This window comes from Parabacteroides sp. AF17-28, from assembly GCF_003479205.1.
Classification (GTDB): domain Bacteria; phylum Bacteroidota; class Bacteroidia; order Bacteroidales; family Tannerellaceae; genus Parabacteroides; species Parabacteroides acidifaciens.
Genome location: NZ_QUGV01000013.1, coordinates 108,847 through 128,291 on the forward strand (window position 1 = coordinate 108,847; position 19,445 = coordinate 128,291).

Annotated in this window: 13 protein-coding genes and 1 tRNA gene; 10 read left to right on the forward strand and 4 right to left on the reverse strand. The window is 42.3% G+C overall.

What is annotated here, in order from left to right; all coding sequences use genetic code 11:
- Positions 1–163: 163 nt before the first annotated feature.
- The 3 genes from DWW90_RS11390 to DWW90_RS11400 are packed head-to-tail and all read right to left on the reverse strand — an operon-like array spanning position 164 to position 2,358.
- Positions 164–904, reverse strand: a complete 741-nt coding sequence (locus DWW90_RS11390) for a head GIN domain-containing protein (protein WP_122345051.1) — start codon at positions 902–904, stop codon at positions 164–166.
- A 14-nt stretch (positions 905–918) separates the two neighbouring features.
- Positions 919–2,019, reverse strand: a complete 1,101-nt coding sequence (locus DWW90_RS11395) for a PspC domain-containing protein (protein WP_122345052.1) — start codon at positions 2,017–2,019, stop codon at positions 919–921.
- A gap of 12 nt (positions 2,020–2,031) precedes the next feature.
- On the reverse strand, positions 2,032–2,358 hold the full coding sequence (locus DWW90_RS11400; protein WP_115498928.1) for a PadR family transcriptional regulator: 327 nt from the start codon (positions 2,356–2,358) through the stop codon (positions 2,032–2,034).
- A gap of 186 nt (positions 2,359–2,544) precedes the next feature.
- Here DWW90_RS11400 and DWW90_RS11405 point away from each other — a divergent pair, with 186 nt between their 5' ends.
- The 3 genes from DWW90_RS11405 to DWW90_RS11415 all read left to right on the forward strand — a co-directional run bounded on the left by DWW90_RS11405 (position 2,545) and on the right by DWW90_RS11415 (position 5,671).
- Positions 2,545–4,350, forward strand: a complete 1,806-nt coding sequence (locus DWW90_RS11405; RefSeq protein ID WP_122345053.1) for a long-chain fatty acid--CoA ligase — start codon at positions 2,545–2,547, stop codon at positions 4,348–4,350.
- A 44-nt stretch (positions 4,351–4,394) separates the two neighbouring features.
- Positions 4,395–5,520 (forward strand): peptide chain release factor 2 gene (gene prfB, locus DWW90_RS11410; RefSeq protein WP_115498930.1). Its coding sequence is split into 2 segments (ribosomal slippage): positions 4,395–4,457 and positions 4,459–5,520, totalling 1,125 coding nucleotides; the frame shifts between segments, so codons are not numbered across the junction.
- A gap of 77 nt (positions 5,521–5,597) precedes the next feature.
- Positions 5,598–5,671, forward strand: a tRNA-Ile gene (locus tag DWW90_RS11415).
- 1,402 nt (positions 5,672–7,073) lie between these two features.
- On the opposite strand, the gene DWW90_RS11425 is transcribed toward DWW90_RS11415, so the two are convergent.
- Complete coding sequence (locus DWW90_RS11425; RefSeq protein WP_122345055.1) at positions 7,074–7,901, reverse strand: hypothetical protein; 828 nt, start codon at positions 7,899–7,901, stop codon at positions 7,074–7,076.
- A gap of 161 nt (positions 7,902–8,062) precedes the next feature.
- Here DWW90_RS11425 and DWW90_RS11430 point away from each other — a divergent pair, with 161 nt between their 5' ends.
- From DWW90_RS11430 to DWW90_RS11460, 7 genes are all read left to right on the forward strand, one after another.
- Positions 8,063–8,632: an RNA polymerase sigma-70 factor gene (locus tag DWW90_RS11430; protein ID WP_122345056.1), complete on the forward strand. Its 570-nt coding sequence runs from the start codon at positions 8,063–8,065 to the stop codon at positions 8,630–8,632.
- 69 nt (positions 8,633–8,701) lie between these two features.
- Positions 8,702–9,682 carry a FecR family protein gene (locus DWW90_RS11435; protein ID WP_122345057.1) on the forward strand — a complete coding sequence of 327 codons (981 nt, stop codon included), beginning with the start codon at positions 8,702–8,704 and terminating at the stop codon, positions 9,680–9,682.
- A gap of 224 nt (positions 9,683–9,906) precedes the next feature.
- Positions 9,907–13,128, forward strand: coding sequence for a TonB-dependent receptor (locus DWW90_RS11440; protein WP_233547718.1), 3,222 nt, complete (start codon positions 9,907–9,909; stop codon positions 13,126–13,128).
- A 14-nt stretch (positions 13,129–13,142) separates the two neighbouring features.
- Positions 13,143–14,864 (forward strand): RagB/SusD family nutrient uptake outer membrane protein, encoded by a 1,722-nt coding sequence (locus DWW90_RS11445; protein WP_122345059.1) that lies wholly within the window; start codon positions 13,143–13,145, stop codon positions 14,862–14,864.
- Positions 14,854–15,885 (forward strand): nucleoside hydrolase, encoded by a 1,032-nt coding sequence (locus tag DWW90_RS11450; RefSeq protein ID WP_158543405.1) that lies wholly within the window; start codon positions 14,854–14,856, stop codon positions 15,883–15,885. Before DWW90_RS11445 ends, DWW90_RS11450 begins: the two co-directional genes overlap by 11 nt.
- 7 nt (positions 15,886–15,892) lie before the next feature.
- Positions 15,893–18,190 carry a DUF4038 domain-containing protein gene (locus DWW90_RS11455; RefSeq protein WP_122345060.1) on the forward strand — a complete coding sequence of 766 codons (2,298 nt, stop codon included), beginning with the start codon at positions 15,893–15,895 and terminating at the stop codon, positions 18,188–18,190.
- Positions 18,191–18,211: 21 nt separating this feature from the next.
- Complete coding sequence (locus tag DWW90_RS11460) at positions 18,212–19,441, forward strand: glycoside hydrolase family 105 protein (RefSeq protein WP_158582836.1); 1,230 nt, start codon at positions 18,212–18,214, stop codon at positions 19,439–19,441.
- Positions 19,442–19,445: the final 4 nt, after the last annotated feature.

Here is a 19,445-nt window from a genome sequence, read left to right on the forward strand (position 1 = left end):
TATTTGTGACCGCTTCTCCCTCATAATGACAATATTGTGAAGGAGGAAGCGGTTTTTTTATAAAGATTCATTAGTGGTTTTTACTCATAAATTTGTTAACCTTAGAAGAAAGGCCATCCTTGTGAAAGGACGGCCTTCTTTTTTTTAACACACAATCATTCTTCTATTCAACTTGGGTTATGGAACCACTTCCAAGAATGCTTTTCCCTTTTATGTTCGGACTGCCCTTATACCGGATCTCTCCGCTTCCCATCATTTTTGCGGAAATTTCCTTATTGGCTGTTATCTCTATCTCGCAACTTCCGGCTGTTTTACAAGTCAGGTTGTCTGTCAGCAAGTCGAATGCCTTGATAGTACAGCTTCCGGCACTTTTTATGTCCATATTCTCTGCCTTCCCACTCAGGTTGATTTCCCCGCTCCCGGCGATTTCACATTCCAGACGGTTGACGGTAATGGAATCTGCCCTGATAGTTCCGCCTCCGGCTAAGCTGATTTCCAGTTTATTGGTTGTGAGTCCTTTGCCCAGATTGCAATTGCCTCCGCCTGCCATCTTGATTTCTTCGAGGGTTGTCGAGTTGGTGGTTATGACGAACCGGGTAGGATTGATCCATGTATGTTTGCTCTTGGGTTTGATTGTCAGTTCTTTGTCGTCTGTCTCGACTTTCAGCATGTCCATGATGTTCTGATCTGTTTCTATTTTCAAATAAGGAACATCGTCAGACTGTACATAAGTGAGCTCGATATTGTCTCCCTCGATATGGAGCTCATTGTAGTCCCTGATCGAAATCTCCTGACTCACAATGTTGCCGTTTCCGCGAACCCTGTTCGTGTGGCAGGAGCATAGGAACCCTGCCATCGCGATATAGGTTACTATGTATATGAAAAATAGATATGCCTTTTTCATGTTTGTTGTTTTATTTAGGTGTTGAAGAAATTATACCAGGGTAATGTACTCCATCCGTTTATTCCGGTTTGATAGAAGTAAGCGACACTAAGTGCAACGGATATTATCCACAGGATCAAAAGCGTCCATTTAGCCGTGTTAGGCAACGGCTTGGCTTTGAACAGCTGCATGCAGATAGCATATACCAAAGCAAAGATCGGAATGCCAATGAGTAAAATGAATCCGATGCAACCCATGATTGCCAATGGGATCGGTGTCCCTGCCAGCAGGTCGGCTCCGAACGGGGAGAGGTGATAAAGGACACCCGTTCCTCCCGCAATAAGGGCAAATGTAACGACTACCAGTATAAAGGCGACAAGCAACAACGGCGGTAGCAGGATAATTCCGATCAATATGGCGAAGAATTTGAGGATAAAGCCGACCACATTGACAAACAGGTCTGCCAGCTGTTGCAAGAAACTTCTTGGCTTGTCTGAATTCACATAATCGTTTACATTGTTGGATACTTTCTCAAATCCGTCGGTCACTGTTTTGCCTATATTTTCGAGAGTCACGCTCTTTCCACGCATCATCAGCTTATCGGCTGCGGTTCGTGCTAACGGCATCACCAACCATAGTATGAGGTAGAGAATGACGATCGGTACATATGGTGTGGGTATGAAAAGTAAAATGATCATGATCAGGCGTATGGCCGTTATATCCCAGCCCATATAGGCCGCAATACCGCTGGCGACCCCGCCTAATACGCGGTTATCCGGGTCACGCATCAGTTTTTTTCTTCCTCCGGTTGTTTCTTCTTCCTGGAAGGTGTGTGCTTTGGACTCTTCCCGGACGTATTCCTTTTCGTCCTCGCCGCCAAACAGCTCTTCCGGTTTTCCCATGCGCTTGATTACTTCCTCGACGTGTTCGATTGTGATGACTTCATGCCCCAATCGTACCCGTTCGTTGAATAATTCGGATATGCGCATTTCAAAATCGTTCATAATCTCTTCCGATCCTTCTTCTTTGCGGAAATGGATGCGGAGGTTTGCTAAGTACTTATCGAGCAGTTGATATGCATCTTCGTCAATGTGGAATACTGTTCCTCCCAAATTAACTGTAAGTGTCTTCTTCATTGTTGTCTGATTTTAATTATTTCTGATGTGGTTTATTGTGTCGTTCAATTCCTGCCACGAAATTTCCAGTTCTCCGAGGAATTCTTCCCCTTTCGGTGTGAGCTGGTAATATTTGCGAGGCGGCCCTTGAGTAGATTCTATCCACTGGTAACTTAACAATTCGCTGTTTTTTAATCTCGTCAACAGGGGATATAGAGTACCTTCCACTACAATCAATTTAGCTTCCTGTAACTTCTGGATAATGTCAGAGGTGTACGCCGGCTCTTTTTTGAGGAGCAATAGAATACAGTATTCCAGTGTTCCCTTTCTCATTTGTGATTTTACGTTCTCTGCATTCATGTTATATTGTTTTATGTTGCAAATATATGTATTGCCTATGTACTATGCAATACATACTACTATGTTTATCCTAATTTAACATTGCTATTGCACAAATCAGGCGATTTTGTGTAAAAAACAGCCCTCTCCCATAGTAAATAGAACAGAAAAGAGTACTTTTGCAGCATCAAATCAAAACAAAGAATCATGATTTACTACCACTATGCCGAGTTGATCCATCGTCAAGCGGAGAAATATGGTTCCCGTACAGCATTAAAACACCGTGATAATGCGACCGGGAAATGGTTGAAAATATCTTGGAGGGAGTTTTCAGACAAAGTGATGCTTACGGCCAAGGCCATGGCTGAGTTTGGAATAGAAGTACAGGAAAACATCGGGGTTTATTCACAAAATATGCCGCAATGCTTATACACTGATTTTGGCGCCTATGCGAACCGGGTGGTTTCGATTCCAATGTATGCGACAAATTCTCCGGGACAAATCGAATACATAATTAATGATGCCGGCATACACACTCTGTTTGTCGGTGAACAGTTGCAGTATAACAATGCATTTAAGGTGCAAAAGGACTCGCAATTCCTGAAGCGCCTGATCATATTTGATCCCGCTGTCAAATTGAATCCGGAGGACAAGACTTCCATTTATTTTGATGATTTCCTGCGGTTGGGTGACAATGCCCATGTCGAAACAACTGTGAAAATCCGTATGAACGAGGCTGTTCCGGAGGACTTGGCTACCATTATATATACTTCCGGTACGACCGGAGAGTCGAAAGGCGTCATGCTTCATCATTCCAATTACCTGGAAGCGATGCGTATTCACGATATCCGTCTGCCGATGGTTACGGACAAGGATCTTTCGATGTGCTTCCTTCCCTTGACTCATATTTTCGAGAAAGCGTGGTCTTACTATTGCCTGCATAAAGGGGTGGCGATTGCCATTAACCAGGACCCGAAGATGATTCAAAAGACATTGCCGGAGGTGCATCCTACATTGATGTGTAACGTTCCCCGCTTTTGGGAGAAAGTATATGCCGGTGTGCATGACAAGATCAATTCGTCTTCTCCGGCCATGAAAAAGATTTTCCTGGATGCTATCGAGACAGGACGCCGGTATAATCTGGAATATAAGAATAAAGGCATTCCGGCTCCTTGCGGATTGAAGTTGAAGTTTGAGTTTTACAACCGGACTGTCTTTATGCTTCTGAAAAAGGTCTTGGGTATCGAACGTGGACGCCTTTTCCCGGTGGCGGGTGCACCTCTTTCTGATACGATCAATGAATTTCTGCAATCGGTTAATATCCCGATTGCTTACGGTTATGGATTGAGCGAGACAACGGCGACCGTTTGCTTTTATCCGGAGATTGGATTCCAGTTCGGCTCTATCGGCGAGGTAATGCCGGATGTGCAGGTAAGGATCGATCCGGAGAACAGTGAGATTTTAGTAAAAGGCAAGACGGTGATGTCCGGCTACTATAATAAACCGGCTGAAAATAAAAAAGCATTTACCGAAGATGGTTTCTTCCGTACCGGAGATGCCGGACGGTTAGAAGGAAATACACTGTTCTTTACGGAACGTATCAAGGACTTATATAAGACCTCAAACGGTAAATACATTGCTCCGCAGGCAATCGAGATGGCGATGAGCGGAGATAACTTTATCGAGCAGATTGCTGTTATCGGCGACCAGCGTAAGTTTGTCAGCGCTTTGATCGTGCCGGCCTATTCATTGCTGGAAGAGTATGCCGGAGAGAAGAGGCTAACCTTCAATAGCCGTGAAGAGCTGGTAAACCATAAAGAAATTCTCCGTCTGATAGAGACGCATGTGGAGGAACATCAGAAGAACTTAGCCTCCTACGAGAAGATCAAGCGGTTCACCTTGTTGCCTGAACCGTTTATGATGGGCTGCGAGCTGACGGATACGCTTAAATTGCGCCGTCCGATTGTCCTGCAGAAATATGCGGAACAGATCGAAGCGATGTATGCGGAATAATTTAGTATCTTTGTCGCCAATTACAAAATAAAGGATAAAAGATTATGATCACATCAGACCAACTACACAACGTGTTGGAGCGCGAGCAAGCGCTGAGGGGGTATCTTTGACATAGATGGTAAGACCATCCAGTTAGAAGAAGAAGAATTACGCACCCATGACCCCGGTTTCTGGGAAGACGCCAAACGTGCCGAAGTCCAGATGAAGAAAGTAAAAGAGCTGAAAAAGTGGATTGAGCTTTACAACGAGGTTAATGCTGCAGCGGAAGAGTTGCAGTTGGCTTATGATTATGTAAAAGAAGGGATTGTCAGCGAAGAAGAGGTCGATGAGGCCTACAGCAAAGCAATCCAGTTGGTGGAAAGCCTGGAATTTCGCAATATGTTGCGCCAGGAAGCCGACCAGATGAGTTGCGTTTTGAAGATCAACTCCGGTGCCGGCGGTACGGAAAGCCAGGATTGGGCTTCGATGTTGCTTCGTATGTACACGCGCTGGGCGGAGTCGAACGGCTATAAGATTTCTGTTGCCAACTATCAGGAAGGGGATGAAGCCGGAATCAAAACGGCAACTCTCAATATCGAAGGCGATTATGCTTACGGGTACTTGAAAGGGGAGAACGGCGTGCACCGTCTGGTTCGTGTTTCTCCTTATAACGCGCAGGGTAAACGAATGACTTCGTTTGCATCTGTATTCGTAACTCCGTTGGTCGACGACACGATTGAAGTGAAGATCGATCAGGCTGCTATCTCTTGGGATACATTCCGTTCGGGTGGTGCTGGTGGCCAGAACGTCAACAAGGTGGAATCCGGTGTACGTCTGCGTTATCAGTTCAAAGACCCCTATACGGGCGAAGAAGAAGAGATTCTGATCGAGAACACAGAGACGCGCGACCAGCCTAAGAACCGCGAGAACGCGATGCGCCAGTTGCGTTCAATCTTGTATGACAAAGAATTGCAGCACCGCATGGAAGAGCAGGCGAAGGTGGAAGCCGGCAAGAAGAAGATAGAATGGGGATCGCAGATCCGCAGTTATGTCTTCGACGACCGCCGCGTGAAAGACCATCGTACCAACTACCAGACATCCGATGTCAACGGTGTGATGGATGGTAAAATCGACGATTTCATCAAGGCTTACCTGATGGAATTCGGCGCTGAGGAAGCTGCTGAAAAGTAAGTTTTCCCCGCTAACACTTGCATATCTCGATTATAAGTCGTAATATTGCACCCGATTTCAGAGCACCGCTCTGAACAGGTCCTATAGCTCAGTTGGTTAGAGCACCTGACTCATAATCAGGGAGTCCTTGGTTCAAGCCCAAGTGGGACCACGTTGAATAACTAAGCAATTACATAATTTGTAATTGCTTTTTTTGTTTACAGAGTGTTTCACGCGTTCAGCGGATTTTTAGGCTCACCCGATAATCATAGGGGATAAATATTCATTATTTCTGAGAAGCGAAACTTCCCTGCGTTTATCGAGGCCTGTGGGATGCTAAAACAATATCTTTATTTTCAAATTATACTGTCATACTATCATAAATGCCCTTGTCTTTTTTCATCTCCTATATCACTGAACTTCAATTAAGTAACCACTCGTATTTCTTGAGACCTGGGTCTCGACAGTACCGAGCCCCGGGTGTCAATACCTTCCAGATGCGGATGTAAATGGCGTCAAAACGGGCATTTCCGGCAAAATACATAACGACTTTATGTTAAAAATATGCCCTGCCAGGACAAAATGCTCCCTTATAACTTTCAACTCCCCCGGGGGGCTTATTGTATAAAACGCTTTTTTCGGGCTCGAAAGACATCCGAAACCAAACAAATGTCAACCCACTTTTTCGGCCCGAAGAAGGGAGTTGTTCCGCTTTTCCGGCACCTTATCGCGATAAAGAGGGACTTTATCGCTCTGATCCGGCACTTTGTTGCCCTGAAGTCGGACTTCATATAGCACGAAGTCAACCTTCAGAGCGATGAAGTGCCGGGTCAAGGCTATTTTCTGCGCACCTCACGGCTACCAGTCTCCAAAAGTTCCTTGGGATATTTGGAGCGCCGTCCGTTTTATTTTGCTACAGGCGATTCTCCGGGAGTTAAGCTTTATCACTTTGTCGGCGTTTCCGCTTTCCGGCAAACAAATTGTACGCTTTCCGGAATGGGCTGCGCACCTCATTTCGTTCGGTGTCAGCCGGAGAGACTGAAACCATGAAAAGAGTCAATCCAAAATCGATCGAGATTTCGGACGAAATAGAAAAACGGCCGAAACAGGGGTTATTGTCTTTTTCTTTATTTGCAGGAGGTTCAAAACTTCTTAGAAATGCCCTGTTTTAACACTTTTGACACCTTGCTTTTTCAATGAAATGCCACAAAATGATAGTTAAACGGAGTCTTCATGAAGGTTAAAAGATAGTTGAAATAAGAACTATCATGACCATATGTCATGATATTCAATGCCATACGGGAAGTATGATGGTATGACAGTTCTTTCTCAAAAACTTTATGTAGAAGCTCACTTCTTGGCAGGTTTAAACGGATCCGTATAACCTGCCTTATCCTTGTGGTTATCCCCAATGATTATCGGGTGAGCCACACATCCCTCATAAATCATTCTATCTGCCGGGTTGTCCGCTCCTTAACGGCACCTCCGGATGGTTCGCGACCATCTTGCGGAAAATCGGGTAAGCCTTCTTCGCACTTATCCCAATGGTTTGCCTTGGAACTTACCGATTGTTTTTAGTATCGGATTCCGACCTCCGTTCCTTCCCATTTGTCGCAGAATGCGGTAACGGGGAAATTGTTTTCGTTATATTTATATGTATAAGTGACGGAAGAGATGTCGCCTTCGCTGTTTTCAGACGTTATCTTGGTTATGTTGTTCCGGCGGTTCAGGAACTGGATATACTTGAAGTCGTTTTGGTTGGAGTATAGGTAATACCACCAGCCCAGAAGCCACATCGGTAATTCCGTATGGCTGATGCTTCCGGAAGCGTTGTCATATTCGTATGTATATTTTACCAGCAGGTTGGATTCTTTGTCGAACACTTCCTGCTTCAGCAGTTGCCGTGTGGCAGGGTCGAAACTTAGAAGAGCATACCGGTCGCCTTCCTCAAGTTGCTCCTTTCCGTTTGCTCCCCACCGGTAAATGCCGGTAAAGGTTATTTTGGCAGGCAAGCCGTTCGTGTCGAGTTCCACTTCTTCCACATAACTTATGTCAAGAGCCGGTTCACCGCCCCTGCTTACTTCGAAGGTATTATCACCGGTCTTTGTGAAGTCTACCCAGCCATGTCCGTCGGCAACATCTTTAGGCGGTGTATAGGAAATACCGGAAAATTCACCGTTCTCATAATTGAAATGAGTTGCATGCCCGTCCGGGTCCTGGATTCTGGAAAGCTTGTTGCCGTCATAAGTAAAGGAAGCTGTAAGCTGTCCGTTTGAAAGCAGGGCGCTGGGGCATCCGTCTATGCCTGTCAGCTTGATGTCGTCGTTATCACTGCAAGAGAATAAAGCCAGCCCTGCCACTGTGAGTATGCCGGACATGATAGTTGAAAATAACTTGTTCATAATAATATCTGGTATTTGTTTCTAATTAGATGATGAATCAAGGATTGGAATAGTTGCATCATTGGCCGAAGCAATATCCGGTTTAACAGAGGCAACAGTCGGAATGTGGAATAAATTCCTATATTTGTATCTCAATTGATTATTGTAAATGCAAAATAAGGATGTCGAGAGCCTCTGCGGATAAAACGGACCTGAAAGGTTTCGAGCAACTGTTCAATCAGTTGCAGCCTCGACTCTATGCTTATTGTTGTAAATATATAGAGGATAGCGAGCTTGCACGGGATATTGTTCAGGAATGTTTCATTAGTCTGTGGGAGAATTACGAAAGTGTGCAGATATCCTATGAGTTCTACTTGTTCAAGGCTGTACACAATCGCTGCCTGTCTCATTTCCGTTCCGAACGAGTGCATGCCGAATATGCCAACTCAGTCAAGATGAAGATCAAAGAAATCGAGATTCATCCCGAATTGCCTTATCCTTTGACAGAACTTTATGTGAAAGAAGTCAATGCCTTGCTTCAGGAAAGTATTTCCAAACTTCCGGAAAAATGCCGCCTGATTTTCATGATGAGCCGCTACCAGAATATGAAAAGTCAGGAAATCGCTGATGTCTTGGCTATTAGTGTCCGTACGGTAGATGCCCAGATATATAACGCATTGAAAATATTAAAGATAAAGCTGAAAGATTACCTGCCGGTATTGCTGTTGCTCTTCCCTCATTTCTTCCGTTAATAAAAAAAGTGCATTTGTGTCTAAGTAGTAACTCAGGCTCGTGCGTCATTCTAACAAAGAGCATGAGTTATGAAAGAATCTGTCGATATACTAATTATATCTTACCTGAAAGGAGAAGCTACACCGGAACAGCAGAATGAATTGTTGGCCTGGCTTGAAGCGGATGTGGAAAACAAACTCTATTTTCGGTCTATCAAGGATGTCTATGACTTGGGGCGGATAGAATCAGATTTATTAAATAGCCAGGTAGACCGTCAATGGAAAAAGTTTTTGGATCATGTTCTTCCTTCCCGCCGGAATCATCGTTGGTTGCAATTGGGGAAAAATATGCTTCGCTATGCCGCAGTCTTTATGTTCGGATTGGTTTGTATGCAGCTCATTTCCTATTTTGCTGATAAGAGAGAGGTGTCTTCCCGCTTGACTAAAATAGAGACTGGAGTAGGAGAGCGCTCGAAAGTGAGCTTGCCGGACGGTTCGACTGTTTGGGTGAATGCTTGCAGTTCGATTAGTTATGATGGGGCTTTCGGGGAAAAGGACCGTACGGTTCATATGAAAGGAGAAGCCTATTTTGAGGTAAAGAAAGATTCTACCAGGCCCTTTCTTGTTCATGCAGACCAATTTACTTTCCGGGTAACAGGGACTTCTTTTAATGTGTATGCTTTCGATGACGATCATGAAATGAGTCTTGCCTTAATTGAAGGATCAGTGACGGCAGAGAAGGGGACTTATTCGGAGAAAATCCGGCCTGGCGAAGTTTTGGTTTATGACAAAACACATGCGAAAATCAGTCACAAGCAGCTTATTACCAGCTCGTACACTGCTTGGCGCTATGGAGAAATGTTTTTTGATAAGATGACATTCGAGGAACTGACTCTCCGGTTGGAACGTAATTTCAATGTAAAGTTTAAGTTTGAGAATCAGAAGATAAAAAAAGAATCATTCGGCGGTTCTTTCCGCAAATATGAATCGCTGGAAACTATTATGAAAGTGATCAGTACCAGTACGCCTGTCAAATACCGGATAGAGAAGGATACTGTGTATATTAAATAATTGAGTCGTTAACATTTGAATCTAATATGGAGGGGATTGCCTATGAAGTAAGGAAAAAGAGAAACAAATAGATAAAAAGCCGGGATAAGGTGGCACTTATCCCGGCTCGAATATCAAACAACTAAATTAATTGTCTAATATCATAATCGTACAACAAAGATATGAAAAAAGAATATTTAATCAAAGGTGTCATGCTTTTGATACCACAAAAAATATGGCTAAAAATGAAGCTGATAACAATCTTCTTGTTCCTTGTTACATTCTGCTTGCAGGCCAATAACACGTATTCTCAAAATGCAACTGTTAACCTGAATTTAGAGAATGTGTCCCTGACGGACGTTTTCAGAGAGATAGAGAAACAGTCGGATTACCGCTTTTTCTTTAACAGCACGGTTTTAAACGCAGTGAAGAAACAAAACGTGAAAACCGGAGAAAAAAGTATCACCGCCATCCTGGACCAACTTTTTGAGGGAACGGATATCGGCTATAAATTGATTGATAGATATATTGTCATAACTTCAAAGAAAGATGATATAAGTAAGCTGTTGACAAAATCCGATGCTTCCATACAGATTGTCGGGTTAGTTACGGATGAGGCCGGTGAACCGGTTTCGGGTGTCAGTGTGAGCCTGAAAGGTTCGACTGTTGGAACGATTACGGATGTTGATGGGAAATATACGATCAATGTGCCGACCACAAAGGCAGTATTGGTCTTTTCCTTTATCGGTTATGTCTCCCAGAATATAACGGTAGGCAGCCGTTCTGTCATCAATGTCAAGTTGAAAGAAGACAATCAGATGATCGAAGAAGTGGTTGTAATCGGCTATGGTTCTGTAAGGAAGAGTGATTTGACAGGATCTGTTTCGCAGGTTCGTTCGACTGTCCTCGAAAATCAGGCTGTTTTAAGCGATCCTGTGCAGGGGTTGCAAGGGAAGGTCGCAGGTTTGGACATTACAGTCGGTAATAAACCTGGTGACACCTCTACTCCGATTATCCGTGGCTATAATTCTCTGAATGCAGGGAATGATCCGTTAATTGTTTTGGACGGAGCTCCTTTCGGAGGGAAAATATCCGATATCAATCCCGCTGAAATTGAAGCGATAGATGTGCTGAAGGATGCGTCTTCAACAGCTATATATGGTTCGAGAGGCTCTAATGGTGTTATTATCATTACAACAAAGAGAGGGAAGATGGACGGTAAAGTATCTGTCTCTTATGATGGCTTTGTCGGGATTTCCAAATCGTTTAAAGATTATAACATGATGTCCGGTGATAAATGGGCGAACTACCTGAGAGCCGCAAATCCGGGAAAAACAGATGCTGAATTGTTTGTTGGAGTTACAGATATTCTGGAAAGCCGGAATTATGTGGATTGGCAGGATGAAATGTTTTCCGGTACAGGTTTCCAGACAGATAATAATATTACGGTGAATGTTGGTAAAGATAATATGTCTAATCTGATCGTGCTGGGATATAATAAGAATCAGAGTATAATCGACAACATGTCAAGCGAACGTTTCAGTATGCGCTTAAATGGTGATGTGAAACTCTTTAATCGGTTAAAGCTGGGATATTCGGCCATGTATTCGCATCGTAAGACTGATAATGGGAATAATAGTGTATTCCAGAATGGTACGACTCTTAATCCGGTTACTCGAATATATGATGAAGAGGGGGCATTGGCGTATTATCCGAGTCCCTATTGTGAAAGTTATATGCAAATAAATCCCATGTATTATGTAAGTGATGAATATCTGGAGAATCAGTCTTTTAGAGATCGAGCTTTCTTTAATGTCTCTGCTGAATTGGATATTATTGAAGGTTTGAGTTTCCGTACAAGTTTGACTCCTGATTTCCAGTTTGTAGAAGATGGAAGCTACAACAGTCCATATATGAATTTGATGTCATATAATTCGTTGTCATATAAGAAAACAACAGAGAAGTCCTTGACTTTTACAAATATATTAAAGTATGATAAACGGGTAGGCATTCATAATATGAGTGTATCTGCCGTACATGATATGCAGACCTATTCGACCGACTATGTGCAATTGACAGGTTCGGATGTCCCTTATTATGGAAAATGGTATAATGTAAATGAAGCGCCGGATATTTTTGGGCGTACATCGTCTTACTCAAAATGGTCATTGCTTTCGTTCATGGGACGTATCAATTATACCTTGATGGACAAGTATCTGCTGACCTTGACCGGGCGTTATGATGGTTCATCCCGTTTGGCGAAGGGAAATAAGTGGGATTTCTTTCCTTCTGTCGCTTTGGCATGGCGTATTAATTCAGAGGCCTTTATGCAGAATGTAGATGCGGTTTCGAATTTGAAAATGAGGTTGAGCTGGGGGAATACAGGCAATACTGCGATTGGCAGTTATTCCACTTTAGGTGCATTTTCTAAATATCCGTATGTTATGGGAGTTGGTGAAGAATCTGCAATGGGATATTTACCGCAAGAACTGGCTAATCCGGGATTAGGTTGGGAACGTACAGAAGAGTTTAACATTGGTTTTGATTTCGGCTTCTTTCGGAACCGGATCGAAGGAACGCTTGATCTGTATCGCCGGGATACGCATGATTTGTTGATGAAACGTTTGTTGCCGATTACAACCGGCTATAATGAAACTTGGCAAAATATCGGTAAAACGAGGAATACAGGTATAGAAGTCTCACTAAATACAGTTCCTTTTGTGAATAAGAATTGGGAGTGGACTGTCGGTTTGACTTTTGCCTATAACAAAAATGAAATTATAGAATTGTACGATGGTCTGACACAAGACAGGGGTAACAAATGGTTTGTGGGTAAACCTTTACAGGTTGAGCTCTTGTATAAATATGACGGAGTCTGGCAGACAGAAGAAGTGGAAGAAGCTAAAAAATATGGCTATGAACCGGGTAATCCTAAAGTGAAAGATGTAAATCTGAATGGTAAATACGATCAGGATGACCAGTTTATTTATAATAAGATTCCGAAGTTTACCGGGGGCCTAAATACAACACTCAAATATAGAAACTTAGATTTGAATTTGTATTTCTACAGTCGTATCGGATATGGACAAAAGATCGGACTTTTGACATATGAAGCAGGTTCTTCACGAATGAATCATTTGGATGTGGATTTCTGGACTCCGGATAATCCTTCTAAAACATTCCCTAAACCTGTAGGTTCTAATACACAACCCCTATTGGATCAGAGTGATTATGCCTATCGTAATTTGTCATTCCTTCGTTTGAAGAATATCAATCTGGGATATACTTTCCCTTCACAAGTGATTGAGAAAATTAAGGCAAACCGTTTGAGGGTGTATTTGGCTGTTGATAATCCATTCGTTTGGACTTTTAATGAGTTTGAAGGGCTTGATCCGGAAAACTGCTATGCCTATAGCAGTCACCGACCGTTAACTTCTTTCGTTTTTGGATTGAATGTTTCATTTTAAAATAGAGTGATAGTATGAAAACAGTATATATTTACAGTATTTTATTTGTGGCCTGTTTATTACAGTCTTGTTCTTCTTTCTTGGATGAGACTCCATATAATAAAATTACAGCCGGCAATTTTTATACAAATGCAAAAGAGGCGGAACAGGGTGTAAATGGTTTGTATTCCCGGATGAGGACTTTGTATGGTTCCGGATATATTTTATATATGTGTGAAGCTCCTACTGATATCTGGAAAAGTGCAAAATCGATGGATATAGAATTTCAAAACTGGACTATTGATGCAACCTCCGGTAGTGTGGGTACACTTTGGAGTAATTGCTATATTACCATTAATCAGGCAAATGCAGTTCTAAAAGCATTGGAAAATAACGATATATCGGATTTGAGTGAAGGGAAGAAAAAGCAATATATAAGTGAAGCGAAATTTATCCGGGCACACCATTATTATCATTTGGTTCAACAATATGGTGCGGTTGAGCTAAAAACGGAACCAACTGAATCATTGGTTACCGAGGCTTATAAAACTTCAGAAGCTGAAATATGGAATTTTATCATAGATGAACTAAAATATTGTATAGAAAATCTTCCGGCTGAGCAAAATGTATATGGGCGTATTACAAAAGAGGCGGTTAAACATCATTTGGCGCGCGTTTATTTAACAGTTAAACGTAATGATGAAGATATTAAAGAAGCAAAACGGTTGACAGAGGAAGTCATTGCTTCTTCTCATTCTTTGCTGGGGTCTCATAAAGAATTGTGGAGTACGGATAATGTACGTAACTCTGAAGTTCTATTGCCTGTACTTTTCACGTCCAATACAGAACTAAACGGAGATGGTCAGCAACTTCATGTGATGTTTACCGCTTCCTATTCGGATCATTATCCGAAAGTGTTAGAGCGCGATTTGGCTTATGGACGTCCTTGGAGCCGTATACGACCGACATATTATTTGCAGGAATTGTATGACGCGGAAAAAGATGCTCGCTGGGAAGATTGCTATCGTACCTTCTGGCGTGTCAATAAGGAAGAAGCCACAGATATGATTTTTAGTCCATATACGAAAAAAACAGAAGAGGTTTTCTGGAAAAGAGGTGATTCGGCAATGATTATCCCAAAACACCCTTGGACAAAAGAGCAGGTAAAAGCTGTGTGGCCTGTATGGGTATGGATGCCTGATGAAATGAGAGAGGAATTACAGGATAAGATTCAGTCGGAAACTAATCCGGATGGAGAGTGGCCTTCCAATACTAAATTCCAGAGTGGCACCATGTATACAACTTTGATAAAATTGCAGGACCCATTGCGTCCGAGTGCGAATGAAATGAAGGGAGTTCGTGATGTTGTGGTTTTCCGTTTAGGTGAAACATATCTATTGGCAGCTGAGGCTTGCCATTTATTAGGTGACAATGTTAAAGCAGCTGAATATATTAATGTGATCCGAAAGCGTGCAGCTATATCTGGTAAAGAAAAAGAAATGGAGATAACGGCTACTCAGGTTAATATTGATTTCATATTGGATGAGAGAGCACGTGAGATGGCTGGCGAATTCTGCCGTTGGTATGACTTGAAACGGACTGGTAAATTATATGAGCGTATGAATAATCCGGCTATGAATGAGATAGTAGCTGGTAAATTTCAGAAATATCATGTGCTTCGTCCGATTCCGAGAGACCAATTGGCTCGTATTTCTAATCCGGAAGATTTTCCACAAAATGAAGGCTATGGCAATTAAGTTTAGAAAAATAGAATATCCGGGCATTTGTGCCTGGATATTTCTCCTTTTTATATTGAATTCTCAGTCTATTTCTGCTGCAGAATGTCATAAATCGGGTGTAAAGATTATTTTTGATACTGATATGCTGACTGATTGTGATGATACAGCGGCTTTAGGCATTTTACATAAACTGGCAGATGCGGGTGAGGTTGAGATATTAGCTACGATGGTTACCTCTTCTTATCCGATGTCAGCTCCGGTTGTGGATGTAATAAATACTTATTATAATAGGCCTTATATCCCGATTGGTGTCCCGAAAAATGACAGTGGAGTATATCGGGATAATTCATCTTTTCTGGATTCTGTTGCGATGGAATTTCCACATCGGTTAAGGTCGAATATGGAAGCCCCTGATGCTGTAGCCTTATACAGAAAAATATTAAGTGAACAGAAAGATTCTTCTATCGTTATCCTGACGGTTGGTTATATGTCAAACCTTCAGTCTCTATTAAAAAGTCTCCCGGATAGCTCTTCTTCATTAAGTGGAATGGATTTAGTCCGCAAGAAAGTAAAACTGTGGGTTTGCATGGGGGGGAATTTCCCGGTTGACGACGCGTCTGATAATGTTAACTTTACCCGTGATCCGGATGCGGCAGTGTATACGCTTACTCATTGGCCAGGAAAAATCCTTTTTGCTGGAAGAGAAATCGGGCACACCATATTTGTCGGGGATCGGTTGAAAGAAACTCCCTTGAATAATCCGGTTCGGAGAGCGTATCAATTACATCGGGAAAGAGCAAAAAACGGGCATTGGAACCATCATACAGCTGATCCAACTGCTGTTCTGCTGGCTGTGAGAGGAATATCTAATTATTGGACTTTAAGTGATTATGGGTATGTGGATATTAAAAAAAATTGTAGCTTTGTGTGGAAAGGCCATTCGGAAGGATATCAACAATATATTATACAGAAGATGGATCGTAAGGAGTTGGGGGAGATTCTGGAAGAATTGATGATAATGTCACCGAATAAACATTGAATAAAATATGAAAAAACGATTGATCTCAGTTTTTGGAATGTTACTATTCCCTCTGTTTCTTATCGCGCAACAGCGGGTGATCGTTGATACGGATATAGACTCGGATGTTGACGATGCCGGAACACTGGCGATGCTTTATACTTTGCATAAGCAGCATAAGATAAACTTGTTAGGAACTATTGTGACCAGTGATGATCCTTTTGCAGCCACTTGTGTGAGTGCTTTTAATGCGTTTTATGGGATGGGCCAGCTGCCGCTTGGCTTTTTAGAAGGGCAATCTTCCCTTAAAAACCATTCCCGCTATACAAGGCAGATTTCCGAAGAGTTTCCACACGACCTGGCATCTTGGAGAGATGCGGAAGCAGCAACTCATACATATCGAAAATTATTGGCAGAAAGTCCGGATCATTCTGTCGTGATTCTTACAATCGGTCATTTGAGTAGCTTACAAAAGCTGCTCCAGTCATCCGCTGACCAGTATTCACCGCTTAACGGGAAACAGCTGGTCGAGGCAAAAGTCAGGAAATGGTATTGTATGGGGGGACTATTCCCGGAGGGGAAAGAAGCGAATTTCTCACGTCCGGATCCGGCTTCGACCGTCTATTGTCTGGCTAACTGGACTAAAGATGTCGTGTTCTGCGGCTGGGAGATCGGTCAGCAGGTGGTTACCGGTGATGCGGCTTTAAAAGCCAAGTTGCCACGTGAACATCCTATGTATAGAGCTTATGAGTTGTATAATAATTTTCAGGGACGGGCCAGTTGGGATCAGGTAACAGCTTTTCTATTGTCAGATGAGGCATCTCGTTATTTTGAGCTGGATAATGCCGGTTCTTGCCAACTTCAGGCGGACGGCAGTAACCGATGGATTCCGGGACCCAAACGTAATCAGTCTATTGTGCGGTTTAAGCCAGGTGTGAATGTTCAAGAGGTTGCCGGACAAATAACCAAGTTGATGTTAGGGAAAGACATTCCGGTCAATTCGTATATTCCTTGGAAAGGTAAATCAGTGGACTTTTCGCATGGCCCTCTTGTCGTTTCTGCTAATAAACGCTTTCTGGCGCATACGGATGGAACACCTTTCTTTTATATGGGCGATACGGCATGGGAATTGTTCCATCGTTTGACCGAAGAGGAGATTGATCGTTATTTGGAAAATCGTAGGGGAAAGGGATTTAATGTAATACAGGCTGTAATCTTGGCTGAACTTGACGGCTTGGATACGCCTGACCGTAATGGGAATAAGCCTTTGATAAATAATGATCCGGCAAAACCGAATGAAACTTATTTTCGATGGGTAGACCGTATTATCGAAAAAGCAGCCGCAAAAGGTATGTATATGGGACTGTTACCAACATGGGGAGATAAAGTGGATAAACAATGGGGAGTTGGTCCTGTTATTTTTAACGAACGGAATATTGCTGAATACGGACGCTTTCTGGCAAACCGTTATAAAGATTATCCCAATATAATCTGGATAATTGGAGGAGACCGGAATGGAGGTGATACCAATTTCCCCGTTTGGAATGCTTTGGCAAATGCGATAAAATCGATAGATAAAAATCATTTGATGACTTTTCATCCGTATGGAAGACATACATCGAGCAGGTGGTTTCATGCAGCCGATTGGCTTGATTTTAACAGTAGTCAGACTGGACATGCCGATTGTTGTTTCGACATATTTGAAAAATTGATTGTTGGTGATTATAATAAGCAACCGGTAAAGCCGTGTGTCAATATGGAACCTTGCTATGAAGATCATCCTGTTCGTGGTAAGGTTTGTACTTCTACGACTTGGTTTGGCGATGCAAATACGCGTCAGGCATTATATTGGAGTCTTTTTTCTGGAGCAGCTGGGCATACGTATGGTTGCCATCCGATTTGGCAATGTATGTCACCCGCTTATACACCAACGGGGAATGTTCTTAATAATTGGTATGATGACCTGGACTTGCCGGGGGCCGGTAGTATGATACATGCCCGCAGGTTGTTTGAACGATATGATTATTTTAGCCGTCGTCCAGCTCCTGAGATTATTCTAACAAAGCAACAGGCAATAGGAGATATGGCAGTTGCAATACAAGGTGATGGGTATGCATTTGTTTATTTACCCCATGGGAATGCGGTGGATGTCTCTTTGGAAGCACTGACGAATGCTTCAATTCTGACATTGCAATGGTATAATCCTCGCACAGGACAGTATTCTTTTATTGCCGATGTACTGGCTAAAGGAACTTATCGGGTTAAACCGGTAAGTTCCGGGAAAGGAAATGACTGGATATTAGTGATGAATTCAAAAATAATGTAGTAGTATTTAAAAATGATTCATATGAATATAAGGTGCTTATTTGTTGGAGTTTTATTATTGATCCCTTTGTGCGGAATGGGGCAGGAGGTATCAAAAGAGGATGTATTGTCTACCATTTGCCGGGTCGCTGATCATGTAATACAACAAACTACATATAGATATTATGATCAGGCTAATGGAGTACAGATCGATGATTTGTCCCGTTATGGCTATAATAAATATGTTGTTCCACAAAATGGTTATAACGACTGGAAGTATTGGAACGGAGTTATCCATATCGGCTTTAATGCTCTTGGTAAAGTGACAGGCAATGAAAAATATCAAAGCTATACAAAAAAGAATTTTGAGTTTTTCTTTAAGGATCGTCCCTATTTGAAATCGATTTATAAAGGAAATGACCAATGGCATTTTCCGGTTGCTCAAGGCATCAATATTACTCAATTGGATGATTGCGGGGCAATGGGAGCAAGCCTGATAGAATTATATGAAAACAACAGAGTGGTTGCATATAAAGAATATATAGATATGGCTGCCGATTATATAATGTATAGGCAACAGCGTTTGGATGACGGGACTTTTTCCCGTCCAGTACCTAATAATCATACGGTTTGGGCAGACGATCTTTATATGAGTGTACCGTTCCTTATTCGTATGTGGAAGCTGACAGGAATAGAACTCTATATGGAAGAAGCTGTTAATCAGATTTTTTTGTTTGATAAGCATTTGTATGATGAAAAAGTGGGTTTGATGTGGCATTGCTATTATGATGACTTAAAGGTGAATGGCGGAACTTATTGGGGGCGTTGTAATGGATGGATGATGGTGGCTATTGCGGACCTACTGCGTTTTTTGCCGGAGAACCATAGTAGGCGGAATGAAGTTATAGCATTATTGAACCGTCAGATACAAAATTTAGCACAATATCAGAGTGCTTCAGGCCTGTGGCATCAGATATTGAATAAAGAAGATTCTTATTTGGAAACATCTTGTTCGGCTATGTTTGTTTATTCAATTGCTTTAGCAATTAATAATGGTTGGGTTGATAAACGATATAAAACAATTGCTTTGACTGGATGGAATGGCCTTTTGACTTGCATTACAGACGAAGGGGCTGTAACAGGTATTTGTGCTGGTACAGGCATTGGCAATGATGTCAAGTTTTATTATGATCGTCCGACCCCATATAATGATATTCATGGTCTTGGTGCTATGTTTCTGGCTGGGGTAGAAATTTCGAAGTTATTAGATTAGTTGT